The sequence below is a fragment of the Desulfovibrio sp. JC010 genome (assembly GCF_010470675.1).
GTDB lineage: Bacteria > Desulfobacterota > Desulfovibrionia > Desulfovibrionales > Desulfovibrionaceae > Maridesulfovibrio.
This window is the reverse complement of record NZ_VOIQ01000021.1, coordinates 32,270-44,730: the sequence shown is the minus strand read 5'-3', so window position 1 is coordinate 44,730 and position 12,461 is coordinate 32,270. Positions and strand designations below refer to the sequence as shown.

Below are 12,461 nucleotides of genomic sequence, written 5' to 3'. Positions count from 1 at the left end.
TGCCGAAGGCATATAAAAATTTATGTCCAGATTCATAATCGTTCTCTATCTGATTCTCTGCGGAGCCATATTCTTCCGTGCGATTATTCCCCTTGATGTGGAACGTGAGTTTGCCCCTGCCGAGCGTCATGAAGTGCAGCAGCGCATGAAGGTTGCAGAGCGGGAGCGTGTTCCGGTTCCTCCGCTTTTCGGGCAGGTGGCTGATGAATTCTCCCTGCATCCGGAGATTCTGAACGCTATTGCGGACCATGAAAGCGGGTACAATCCTTGGGCCTTGAATATTGAGGGCAGAAGCGTGTATCCTGATTCCCGTGAAGAGGCTCTCGCCATAATCGAAAAAAATAGAGGCAAGAGTTATGATGTAGGGTTGATGCAGGTGAATTCCTATTGGATAAGGAAATTTGACCTCAGTCCTGCGGAAGCTCTGGAGCCGGAGGAAAACCTGCGTCTGGGAGCCTGGATTCTGCGTTACTGTCTTGACCGTTACGGCTACAACTGGCGGGCCATCGGAGCCTACCATACCGGGTCACCGAAAAATCTGCCGGGCCGCTCAAGAGCTTATGCCGTGAAGGTGATGAAGAAATATAATGCGCTGATGGAAAAATCCGGTAGGGCCGGAAAGTGATGTTTTATGAAAAATGATTACGTTGTGTTCGAGGTTGATACCGTAAAATTCGCACTTCCTTCCGTGGCGGTGGACCGGGTGGAGCGCGCGGTGATGCTTACTCCTGTCCCCGAGGCCCCTGCTGCGGTGCTCGGGGTGGTTAATGATGCCGGGGATGTGGTGCCCGTGCTGGGATTGCGCGGCAGGCTCGGTATTGAGGAGCGCGATGTCGTTTTGAGTGACAGGCTGGTTTTCAGTTCTGCCAACGGGCGGCGCATGGCCCTGCTGGTGGACCGTATCAGTGATGTTCTGGATATCGGTCCTGATGCTGCGCGTGCTGCTGATGAAATCTGGCCCGGTGTCTCTTTTCTCAAATCATTTGCCGGGCTGGGTACGGATGTGGTGCTGGTGCAGGATATGGGGGCGTTGCTTGATCCTGAGCAGGAACGGGATTTAGCTGAGGCTCTGGCCGCCATGGCCGGGGAGTCCGCGGCTGATGATTAGTTCCTTGACTGAAGACAGGATAGCCCTGCTTGTGAATATGGTCCGCGAAAGGTTCGGTCTGGATTTCGGATCGGATCGCTGGAAGGATCTGCGCACAGCTGTGCTCCGTTTTCATAAGGAAGATACCGGTTTCAATACAGCCACAGAATGCCTTGATTATATTCTTTCCCCTGCGGTCAAAGATAAGGACCTTGAGCAGTTTATAAACCGGCTGACCATCGGTGAGACCTTTTTTTTCCGGGACAGTAAAGCCCTGAAGGTGCTGGAGTATGAAGTCCTGCGCAAACTCAGCGGAATGGGCAGCGGCGTAAATGGAGCCATCAGAATCTGGTCCGCTGCCTGTGCTACCGGAGAAGAGCCTTATACGCTGGCCATGATCTGCCGCCGGGCCGGGGTGAAATCTGAAATTTTCGGAACGGACATAGACAGCCGTGCTTTGATAAAGGCTCGTGAAGGGGTCTACCGCAAGTGGTCGTTCCGTTCAGAAGATACCGCGTTCAGGGATGTCTTTTTCAGGCAGGTGGGTGCCAATTCCTATCTGCTCGATCCCGCAATTAAAAATATGGTCACTCTTTCCCGGCTCAATCTTATAGAGGCGGCAGTTCCGGCCATGTTTGAGAGAATGGATGTTATTCTCTGCCGTAACGTGCTTATGTATTTTTCATCAAAGGGTGTGGATGGCGTGCTGGACAAGCTCTGGGACTGCATGAATACCGGCGGCTGGCTTATTGCCACGCCCAGTGAATCCGCATTGCTGACCACCCATGGCAGGTTTGAACCGGTCAATCTGGACGGCTGTCTTTTTTACAGGAAAAATGAGCAGTGGGAGCCTCGTCGGGCCGAACTTTTTGTGGATACCGTAATGCCGGAAGAATCGGTTTTTCCGGCAGCTTTTTCCGATTCCGATGTCTCTTTTGTGAATAAGCAGCAGGAAGAGTCTTATACGGCTGCGGATATTCTTGCGGCTGAAGATATTTATATGGCTGGCGATGCGGAGCCGCTGACGGAGGGCCCGGTTTCCGAAGCCGGGACAGATGGAGCTGGTTTGTTGGATGAAGCCCGCGGTTTACGGTCTCAGGGGGAGCTTTCCGGGGCCGTGGACATGTATAAAACGATCCTTGGTCAGGACCATGGTCGGGATGTGTGTGCGGCTGCGTCTCTGGGAATTGCGCGAATAAAGGCGGATTCAGGGTTGGCGGATGAAGCGGCCGTGTGGTGCCGGAGGGCCATTGAACTGGACCGGGTTGATCCCGGTGCCCATTTTCTGCTTGGACAGATAAGTCTGCAGCAGGGTGACCGGGACAAGGCTCTTGCTGAAATGCGCAATGCTGTTTTTCTGGACAGCGGTTTTATCATGGCCCATGTGCTGCTGGGGAATATTTATCAGGAAAACAGTGATAAGAATGGAGCCATGAGACATTTTCGGATCGCCCTTCAGGAGCTGGGAAAGGCGGAGCAGGACGAAGCTGTCCCTTTTTCCGACGGAACAACTGCCGGACGGCTGCTGGAAATGGTGCGGCTGGTGCAGGATAATTTGGTTTAGTGAAATCTTCTCAAAGGTGGAAGCATGGAAGGCAACACATTGGATTATTTCAAAAGGGAAAGCGACAGGGAGTTGCTCCGCAAAAGGGCGGAAAAGCTGGCCCTTCAGATTTCCGGGGAGACAGACGCACAGGAAAGAGATGCCGGGGCGCGGGATTATGTCTTTTTTCGTCTGGGACCGGATGTTTACGGCCTGGAGACCTCTGTGGTCAAAGAGGTTATGATTCCTGAAGAGATTGTTGCTGTGCCGTGTACACCGGATTTTCATCTCGGGGTGCTCAGTGTGCGCGGTCATCTCTGGGCGGTTATTGATCTGTGTGTTTTTCTTGGGACCCGTGAAGGTTTGACTTCCGAAAATCCCGGTGTGGTTCTGCTTTCCGGCGGGGAGTCGGAGTTTTGCATTGCCGTGGATGAGATCCTCGGGGTCAGCCGGATTCCGGAGCACTCTCTCAAAGCTTTGCCCAAAGCTGATGACCGGATTTCCGGCTATTGCCTTGGGGTCACAGAGGACAGGAAGACCGTGCTGGACGGGGCGGCTTTTCTGAGTGACGAATCGCTGGTAGTCAATGAATTTGTGGGCAGTGACCATATGTAGCTGTCTTATCGGGATAATCCTGGGAGTTGGGTATGTCCATGATCGGTGGTGATCTGAAGCAAAGGCTGTTGGCCGCGTTTCGGGGTGAAAGCGCAGACCGGATGAGGGTTCTTTCCGCAGATTTTTTGCGGCTGGATAAAGGGTGCGGAAAAGACGATCTGGCCATGGTTGTCGAGTCTTCCTACAGGGAACTGCACAGCCTTAAAGGTGCGGCACGGGCTGTTGGGCTCGGTGTGGTGGAGGAGTTCTGCCAGAGTTTTGAATCCTTCTTTTCCGTACTTAAGAAACAGGAACTTATTCCTTCGTCTGTGACCTGTTCTCTTATGCTGGGCTGGCTCGATATATTGGAAGATCTCCTGAGAGAGGAGGATGATTCCGTGGAGGCCGTTGCTTCAGCGCAGGTGATGCTGGCCCTTTCCAGAATGAAGGAATTGACCGATTCGCCGCAGCAGATTGAGTCCGGGCATATTCCAGTAGAAGAAACTGCTGGTGAAGTTGCCCCCATATTAGAAGATGAACCTGAGGATATCAGTACCCAGCAGCCGCAGGATGCCGAAGAACCGCTTAAGCATGAAAACAGTGCAGTACATAACGCCATGGGCGATACCGTGCGGGTCAGCTCTTCTTTTCTTACCGGACTTCTTTTGCAGGCAGAGGAATTGATTTCATCGCGAAATTCACAACGGGCCCGGGTCAGGGATGTTGCTGAACTGGAAAAGATGCTTGCCGACTATATTCGTTTTTTTCATGAAGTTTATGATCGCCGGGTAGACAGCCTCTCGGAAGAGGAACTCAAGGTTAATGCCCTGATGGCTGAAAAGCTGGAAGCTTTCTCCAAAAAAGCAGGTGCGCTTGCGGTTTCTGCACGCAAGGCGGAATGGGAGCTTACTTCAAAGGTCGACGGTCTGCTGAATGATTTCAAGGATTCCATGCTGCTGCCGTTTTCATCTTTGCTGGAAGTTTTTCCGCGTATGGTGCGGAGTTTGGGTATGGAGCAGGGCAAGGAGTGCCGGCTGGAAACCAGTGGTGAGAATGTGCGAATCGACCGCAGAATTCTTGAAATGCTTCATGATCCGCTCATGCATATGATCCGCAACTCCATTGACCACGGTATTGAGGATAAGGGTGAGCGCATTGCCAAGGGTAAGAATCCCGTGGGCAGCATATTTTTTTCCATTACCCAGACAGACCGGGATGTGGTCAAAATTGTTTACGGTGATGACGGGCGTGGGATCGATCTGGACCGGCTCAAGGCTGTTGCAGTCAGCAGGGGAGTCCTTTCCGCAGATGAAGCGGATAAGATGGATCGCCGCGCCGCTCTGGAACTGATTTTTCTTTCAGGTATGTCCACCAGCGAAATTATTACCGATATCTCCGGGCGCGGGCTGGGTATGGCAATTGTCCGCGACAAGGTGGAATCACTGGGGGGCAGCATCGTTATCGCCAGTCCTGAGGGCAAGGGAATCAGGATTGTCCTGAATATCCCGGTGGCACTTACCTCGTTCAGAGGGGTTGTTGTTGAGTCCGGCGGAAAGCAGTACGTGGTTCCCAAGTCGGGTATACGCAAGGTTATGCTCGTTCGGCAGGATGATATTATTACGGCGGGCGGAAAAGAAACCGTCTTTGTTTTCGGCAGGCCGCTTCCGCTGGTCGGACTGGCGGATATTCTGGAACAGGAACGCAGTAAGGTCAAAGGCAATGCCATTGCAGTACTGATTATCGGCAAGGGAAACAGGACGGTCGCCGTCAGTGTTGACGATCTTGCCGGAGAGCAGGACGTAATGGCCAAGGGGATGGGACCGTTGCTGAAAAGGGTCCGCAATGTCTCAGGATTTTCCATGCTGGGTTCCGGTGAACTGGCTCCTATCCTTCATACGCCGGATATGTCCCGCACTGCTCTGGGGATTCATTCGCAAGGCAGGGTACGGGCCGTTGTGCACAGGCAGGGAGAGGCTGAAGTCAAGACTGTGCTTGTGGCTGAAGATTCCATCACCTCACGCATGCTGCTTAAAAATGTTCTGGAAGCTGCGGGGTATAATGTTCTGACTGCTGTGAACGGCCTTGATGCCCTGCAGAAACTTGAGGAATCCATGCCGGATGTCCTTGTCTCGGATGTGGAAATGCCTCAGATGGACGGCTTCACTCTTACTGCCAAGGTCAGGGGGATGGACGGCAGTTCCAGCCTGCCCATTATTCTGGTTACTTCACTCGGTTCTCCTGAAGACAGGGAAAGGGGAGTTGAGGCCGGGGCGGATGCTTACATCGTCAAGTCCAATTTTGATCAGGGTAATCTTTTAGAGGTTATCAATCGACTTGCTTGATAATGTATAATGTTTTCTTGCGGTTGTGTCGTTGTTTAAAATATAATAGTCGTGAATTTGCAGACAGGCTAATTAGGGTGTAGGTGATACCTCCGTATGTGAATATTGTTTTTTTCTGACTGGAGTAAGGTTTAAGTGATCAAGGTCCTGATAGTAGATGACTCGGCATCTGTGCGCACTTTGTTTGCGGAGATGTTTAAGCGCGAGGAAGATTTTGAAGTGGTCGGCTGTGCCGAAGACGGCTACTCCGCCTTGCGTATGGTCCGGGAGTTGAAACCGGATGTGGTCACTATGGACGTCAACCTTCCTGATTGCGACGGTTTCAGAGTTACCCGGATGATTATGGAGGAGAATCCGGTACCCATTGTCATCATCAGTGCTGTATACAGTGCCTCCGATGCTGAGATCGGTTTCCGGCTTATCGATACTGGTGCCCTTGCTTTTCATAATAAACCGGCGCTCAGGAGCGAAAATTTCGAAGAGCAGATGCAGGAGATCATCATTTCGGTTCGTTTGATGTCCGAAGTCCGGGTGGTCCGCCGCAAGAGCAGGTTCAGAAATGAGACAGGTCTGCCCTGCCCTCCGTCTGTTGATCGTGACTGCTGTGTTACCCCGTCTTCCGGAAGGGGTAAGGTTGTCTGTGTAGGTGCTTCCACCGGGGGGCCGCAGGCTATCAAGCAGCTCCTCGTGTCACTGCCGCACGAATTTCCCGCTCCTGTACTAATTGTCCAGCACATGTCCGAAGGTTTTACTTCCGGTATGGTCAGCTGGCTGAAAAATCACACCGGTCACGATGTCCGGCTTGCGGAACACGGTGATGTTCTGAAATCAGGGATTGTATATTTTGCGCCAGAAGGTTCGCATATGGAAGTTACGGCGGAAAGAAAGATAGTGCTTACCGACGCGCCGAGTGTGAGTGGGATCAGACCTTCGGCTTCAGTTCTTTTTCTTTCTGCTGCGCGGAATCTGGGGCGTTCCGTGGTGGGGGTGCTCCTTACCGGAATGGGGCGCGACGGTGCGGACGGCCTGCTTGAGATCAGGCGCAATGGAGGATACACTATTGCGCAGGACGAAGAGAGTTCGATCGTATTCGGAATGCCCGGTGAGGCAGTGAAGCTCGGGGCTGCAATGTCTGTTTTGCCTATTGAAAAGGTCGGGGGGCATCTCAAGGAGATTTTTTTTGGGATTGCCGGAGGGTAAGTAGTGGATAAAAATCATATTCTGGTTGTTGAAGACAGCCTGACACAGGCGGTCAAGCTGGAATACATTCTTTTTGAAAGGGGATTTCGGGTTTCCCTTGTCCCCAATGGGGAAAACGCCCTTGAATTTCTGGAAGAGAAGGGTGTTGATCTGGTCATAAGCGATGTTGTAATGCCCGGCATGGACGGCTACAAGCTTTGCGAAAAGATCAGGGAGAATCCGCGCTATAAAGATTTACCGGTTATTCTGCTGACCAGTCTTTCAGATCCGGGTGATATTATCAGGGGGTTGAAAAGCGGAGCGACCAACTTTGTAACCAAACCCTATGATGAAGAATTTCTGCTTTCGCGCATTGAGTCGGTTCTGAAGAATACGAATTTTGATTCAGAAAGCTCGCTTCAGGAAGTTGATTTTGAATTCCAAGGCGTTAAACATGTCTTGAAAGCTGATTTCAGTCAGGTCTTCCACCTGCTGCTGGCTACCTACGAAAATACCCTTCTGCAGTCACGGCAGCTTGATGTTGCCAACCGCAAGCTGCTTGCCCGTGAAGAACAGTTGAGTTCTGTGCTGGCCTCCATGTCAGCCAAGATTGCCGTTCTTGACCCGAAGATGAAAATCATCGCTGCCAATGACTCATGGCGGGAGATTTTTGTTCCCGGCATAACCGAAGAAGGTCTGGACGGACTTGATTTTAAAGACGCAATTTTTACTTCCGGGTGTCTGCGCGGCTCCTTGAACGAGCTGGTGGACGGTGTCCGCTCAGTTGTGGAAGGGAGTAGCAAAAAATTTTCCTATGAATATTCTTTCGAGATCAAAGGGCGGCCCTGCTGGTACATGCTGGAAGTAACTCCCATGCAGGGTGAATCCGGCGGTGCCGTGGCTTCTTTTATCGAGATAACCGAGCGTAAGGAAATGGAACGGGAAATCATCAGGGCCCGTGATGCAGCTGAAAAAGCCAATCGTTTCAAGTCCCGTTTTCTGGCCTCCATGAGTCATGAAATCCGTACTCCGCTCAATGCCATCATCGGTATGACCGATCTTACCCTGCGTTCCGAACTTTCCGCAAAGCAGACTGAGAATCTTGATCTTGTAAAGGTTTCCGCTGACCAGCTCTTGACCCTCATCAACGATATCCTCGACCTTTCCAAGGTTGAGGCCCGTATGCTCACCTTGGAAGAGAATGATTTCTGCCTGGGCGAAGCCATGCATGACGTGGTTAAAAGCATGGAGCAGCAGGCCCGGGATAAGGGCTTGGCCCTTAATATAGACGTTGGCGAAGATGTTCCGAAAGCTGTGCGCGGGGATCAGGTCCGCCTGAAGCAGGTTCTGTTCAACCTTGTGGGTAACTCCATTAAATTCACCGGTCATGGCGGGGTCTTTGTTCAGGTCAGCCGGCTTGAGGAACGCGCAGATTCCGGTGAAGTGATTATTCAGGTTGCGGTCCGTGATACCGGGATAGGTATTCCCGATGACAAGCAGGGGCTGATTTTTGAAAGTTTCCGGCAGGCGGACAACTCCACAACCCGTAAGTTCGGGGGGACCGGACTGGGGCTGGCCATTTCCCGCGAGCTGGTGGAAATGATGGGAGGCCGTATCGGGGTTAAAAGTTCTGAAGGTTGCGGTAGCGTGTTTACTTTTTCCGTGGTTCTTAAAAAAGGAGATCCGGAGAGAATGGTCTCCGGGCAGCCCGGTGAATTTTATAAAGAACCGGCCCCCTCTGCGGAGTATTCCATCCTGTTGGTGGAGGATAATCCCATCAACGTGTTGGTTGCTACCAGTCTGCTGGAGAAGATGGGACACAGTGTTCATGTTGCTTCAAACGGTCTGGAGGCGGTCAGCATGCTGTCCGGTCTTGAAGTGGATCTTGTGCTCATGGATCTTGAAATGCCGGAAATGGACGGCTTCAGCGCATCAACAGCTATCCGCAAAGGTCAGTCCGGAGACGCAGCCCGCAATATTCCCATTGTGGCTATGTCGGCCCATGCCATGGCCGGGGTCAGGGAGAGATGTGCTAAGGCGGGGATGAATAATTACATTGCCAAGCCTATCCAGTATGTAGCCCTGCAGGAGGCAATCCTGCGGACCATGAATGATTGCAGCGGGAACGCACATCCGTTTGTTGAGCCCGTCACTTGTGTGGAGAGAATTATTGACCGCGAAAAAGCTGAGTCCATGTATCAGGGCGATCAGTCTTTGTATGACGAATTATGTTCCATGTTCGTAAATGATATCCATACCGAGATCAGTAATTTCAGGCAGGCTCTTACGGAAGACCGGGATGTGGCGAAACGTATTGTCCATACCATGAAAAGCAGCTGTGCCGCTATCTGCGCTCTTCGCGCCCGGGATGCGGCTGTGCTTCTTGAGAAGACTCTGATCAATGAAGACCCGGACGGGGTGGAAAAAAATCTTGTCCGCTTTGAAGAGGAAGCGTTCAGGGTGTGTGAAGAGCTTAAGCAGTAAACGTTCAAGATTATTTTTGTAAAAAAAAAGAGCAGCATGTGCGAAAACATGCTGCTCTTTTCTATTGTGCTATGGGTGTCGTTTTTTACTTCAACGCCACTTCAAACGCTGCATTGACTATTTTGGCTGCTTCTTCCTGAATTGCTACCAGATGGGCAAGTCCTTTGAAGGATTCCGCATAGATTTTGTAGATTGATTCCGTACCGGAAGGACGGGCAGCAAACCAGCCGTTTTCAGTCACGACTTTGAGTCCGCCGATGGCTTCTCCGTTACCGGGGGCGGCTGTCAGCCGTTCTTCGATTTTTTCTCCGGCAAGGGTTTTGGCCTGAACCATGTCCGGGGTCAGGATGCTGAACGCTTTTCTCTGCTCATCTGTGGCCGGGGTATCAATACGTTTGTATACCGGATGGCCGAATTTCTTTTCAAGGGAGGTGTAATGTTCTCCCGGATCTTTTTCCGTGATGGCTGTGATTTCCGCAGCCAGCAGGTTCATGATGATCCCGTCTTTGTCGGTGGTCCAGACTGTTCCGTCTTTTCTCAGGAATGATGCCCCGGCACTTTCCTCGCCGCCGAAGCCGCAGGTGCCGTCAAGCAGCGGGTCCACAAACCATTTGAAACCTACCGGAACCTCCATGAGCGGACGGTCGATGGAGTTTGCCACCCGGTCAATCATGGAACTGGAAACAAGGGTTTTGCCCACGGTAAGTTTTTCACTCCACTGCGGTCTGTGTTTGTAAAGATATTCAATGGCAACGGCAAGATAGTGGTTGGGGTTCATCAAACCGCGGCTTTTGGTAACGATGCCGTGCCTGTCCGTATCAGGATCATTGGCAAATGAAATATCGTACTGGTATTTCAGTTCGATGAGTCCGGCCATGGCGTAAGGGGATGAGCAGTCCATACGGATTTTGCCGTCTTTATCCACATGCATGAAAGAGTAGGCCGGATCGACTTTTTTATTCACCACATTGATGTTCAGGCCGTATCTGTCTGCGATGGGCTCCCAGAAATCAATGGCCGCACCGCCCAGAGGATCAACCCCGATGCTCAGGCCTGCAGATGCAATGGCCTGCATGTCCACAATATTTTCAAGGTCATCCACATACGGGGTGATGAAATCAAATTCTTTGGTCGTATCCGCTTTTATGGCCCGGCTGAAGGGAATCCGCTTAACGTCTTTGAGTCCGTTTTTGAGAATCTCATTGGCCCGGTCCTGAATGGTGCGGGTGATCGCAGTCCCTGCCGGTCCGGCATTGGGCGGATTATATTTGAAGCCGCCGTCGCGCGGAGGGTTGTGGGACGGGGTGATGACCACGCCGTCGGCGAATCCGTCATTTCTGCTTTTGTTGTAGGCGAGAATGGCGTGGGAAATTGCCGGAGTGGGGGTGTAGCCTTTATCGTTGAGCAGTACGGTTACGCCGTTTGCCGCAAAGACTTCCAGAGCTGACATCTGGGCCGGTTCCGAAAGGGCGTGGGGGTCTTTGCCCATGAAAAGAGGCCCGGTATAGCCTTTTGATTTCCGGTATTCGCAGATGGCTTGCGCGATTGCGAAGATGTGGGCTTCGTTGAAAGAACCGTCCAGAGCGGATCCTCTGTGCCCTGAGGTTCCGAATGCCACGAGATGGGAATCTACGGAAGGATCAGGTTTTACTGTGTAGTATGCTGATACGAGTCTGGGTATATTTTCCAGGATGTCTGCCGGAGCCAGTTGTCCCGCGAATTTGCTGAGTGCCATTTAATCCTCCGAATTAGTGTGTGCCGATAAAGAATATCAAAGAAATATAAAAAGACAATAGTTAACAGTTTATTTCAGCTGATTGTAACCTGCTTTTCAACGGGGAATTCTTTTACAACAATTTACAGCTTGGAGTCAGCTTTGTCTATGATTCTCGGTAGGTCTGGATAATTATTGGAAAATAAAATCCCTGTTCAGGAATGTCCCGTACAAAAGGCATATGGCGGTAAGCAGGGCGATCAATGAGAAGAAAATTTCTTTTGTATCGGTCTTGTGCGGTTTGCGCAGTAAATTAAAAAGCTGCACGGGCAGAACCAGGCCCCTGAGGCTGAAAATGGCACCGATCAGGATCAGAACCGGGCCGAGCATGGGCATACGCGCAAATTCCCCGGCTCCTGAAAAAGCGTAAAGCCCGAAGACTGCCAATACTGTGGCGATGAATGCGGTTAAAAGGGGCGGGATAATCGAGTGCTTTTCCGCCAGAGATGTCAGGTCCTCCCCGGCACCGAAATAACGGTAAGCCTTGGGGCCGGCAATAATTATCACGATATGCAGGATGGCGATCAGGAAGCAGACGATGCCACTGAAGGAGAGTAAGTCAGCTGCGTTTTGCATATGAATCCGGTTGTGACGTTTGGAAATGTACCGCGGGGCAGGCGAGTTCAGCGTGCCGTGTTTTTCTCATTAAATTAATCTTACGGCACACTAGCACAGTTTGTTTTTATTTACGAGAGGAAGTGTGGGCGTGATTTTGTCTGTGTGAAAAAACAAAAGCTCCCTCGCCGTTCAAGCAAGGGAGCTTTTTAAGGTCTTGTTTATAAAAACAATTAACGGTGCTGCTCAAGCTCTTTGAGGAAGTCAGCGGATACGTCAAAGCCGCTTTCAATGGCTTTGTCCACGCACTCAATGGCTTTTTTGTAGTCTTCTTTTTCAGTGTAACAGAGAGCGAGGTTGTTCCATGCCGGACCGAAGTTGTCTGCAAGCTTGATGGCTTTTTCACAGACTTCAATGCAGTCATCCAGTTCGCCTATGTTGAAGTAGGCTGCTCCGAGGGTGGAAAGGGCCTGTACGAAGTTGGGATCGTACTTGATGGCGCGTTTCAGTGCTCCGATAGCTTTGTCGGTTTCACCCTGTTCCATGTACACGTAGCCGATGTTGCCCCAGGGTACTGCGAAGAAGGGACGCTGCTGGGTTGCGGTGATGTTGTAGCGCAGGCAGCCTTCAAGGTCTCCGCGCTGCATGGCGATACCACCGAGCTGTACGTATGCTTCCGCCATTTTGGGGGATTCGTCGATGGCTACGAGCAGTTCACGCTCAGCTTCCATGAAATCCCTTTTGGCCAGATGGGCAACAGCCAGATTGTAGCGGGTGTTGCTGCAGGTCGGGCTGGCTTCTTTTTTCTTTTTCAGATCCGCAATATAATCATCAATATTATCAAATTTCTGCATGGGAAAAACCTCTTATATTTACAAAAAAGTTTTTGTCGTTATTGGTGTG

10 protein-coding genes are annotated in these 12,461 nt (G+C 51.4%); 7 read left to right on the top strand and 3 right to left on the bottom strand.

Annotated elements, in window-relative coordinates; translation table 11 throughout:
- The first annotated feature begins 22 nt into the window (after window positions 1-22).
- The 7 genes from FMR86_RS18980 (at window position 23) to FMR86_RS18950 (ending at window position 9,229) form a co-directional block, all read left to right on the top strand.
- A complete protein-coding gene (locus tag FMR86_RS18980; RefSeq protein WP_163352979.1) occupies window positions 23-625 on the top strand; it encodes a lytic transglycosylase domain-containing protein in 603 nt (200 codons plus the stop codon).
- A 6-nt stretch (window positions 626-631) separates the two neighbouring features.
- Window positions 632-1,108 carry a chemotaxis protein CheW gene (locus tag FMR86_RS18975; RefSeq protein ID WP_163352978.1) on the top strand — a complete coding sequence of 159 codons (477 nt, stop codon included), beginning with the start codon at window positions 632-634 and terminating at the stop codon, window positions 1,106-1,108.
- Complete coding sequence (locus FMR86_RS18970; protein ID WP_163352977.1) at window positions 1,101-2,651, top strand: protein-glutamate O-methyltransferase CheR; 1,551 nt, start codon at window positions 1,101-1,103, stop codon at window positions 2,649-2,651. Before FMR86_RS18975 ends, FMR86_RS18970 begins: the two co-directional genes overlap by 8 nt.
- 24 nt (window positions 2,652-2,675) lie before the next feature.
- The gene (locus FMR86_RS18965; RefSeq protein ID WP_163352976.1) at window positions 2,676-3,245 is read left to right on the top strand and encodes a chemotaxis protein CheW; all 570 of its coding nucleotides are present in this window, start codon (window positions 2,676-2,678) and stop codon (window positions 3,243-3,245) included.
- A gap of 32 nt (window positions 3,246-3,277) precedes the next feature.
- Complete coding sequence (locus FMR86_RS18960; protein ID WP_163352975.1) at window positions 3,278-5,566, top strand: response regulator; 2,289 nt, start codon at window positions 3,278-3,280, stop codon at window positions 5,564-5,566.
- A gap of 135 nt (window positions 5,567-5,701) precedes the next feature.
- Complete coding sequence (gene cheB, locus FMR86_RS18955) at window positions 5,702-6,766, top strand: chemotaxis-specific protein-glutamate methyltransferase CheB (RefSeq protein WP_163352973.1); 1,065 nt, start codon at window positions 5,702-5,704, stop codon at window positions 6,764-6,766.
- Window positions 6,767-6,769: 3 nt separating this feature from the next.
- Complete coding sequence (locus tag FMR86_RS18950; protein ID WP_163352972.1) at window positions 6,770-9,229, top strand: response regulator; 2,460 nt, start codon at window positions 6,770-6,772, stop codon at window positions 9,227-9,229.
- An 85-nt stretch (window positions 9,230-9,314) separates the two neighbouring features.
- On the opposite strand, the gene pgm is transcribed toward FMR86_RS18950, so the two are convergent.
- The 3 genes from pgm to FMR86_RS18935 all read right to left on the bottom strand — a co-directional run bounded on the left by pgm (window position 9,315) and on the right by FMR86_RS18935 (window position 12,412).
- Entirely contained in the window at window positions 9,315-10,964 is a 1,650-nt protein-coding gene (gene pgm, locus FMR86_RS18945; protein ID WP_163352970.1) for a phosphoglucomutase (alpha-D-glucose-1,6-bisphosphate-dependent), read from the bottom strand.
- Window positions 10,965-11,135: 171 nt separating this feature from the next.
- Window positions 11,136-11,579, bottom strand: coding sequence for a hypothetical protein (locus tag FMR86_RS18940; protein ID WP_163352968.1), 444 nt, complete (start codon window positions 11,577-11,579; stop codon window positions 11,136-11,138).
- Window positions 11,580-11,791: 212 nt separating this feature from the next.
- The gene (locus FMR86_RS18935; RefSeq protein WP_163352967.1) at window positions 11,792-12,412 is read right to left on the bottom strand and encodes a tetratricopeptide repeat protein; all 621 of its coding nucleotides are present in this window, start codon (window positions 12,410-12,412) and stop codon (window positions 11,792-11,794) included.
- Window positions 12,413-12,461: the final 49 nt, after the last annotated feature.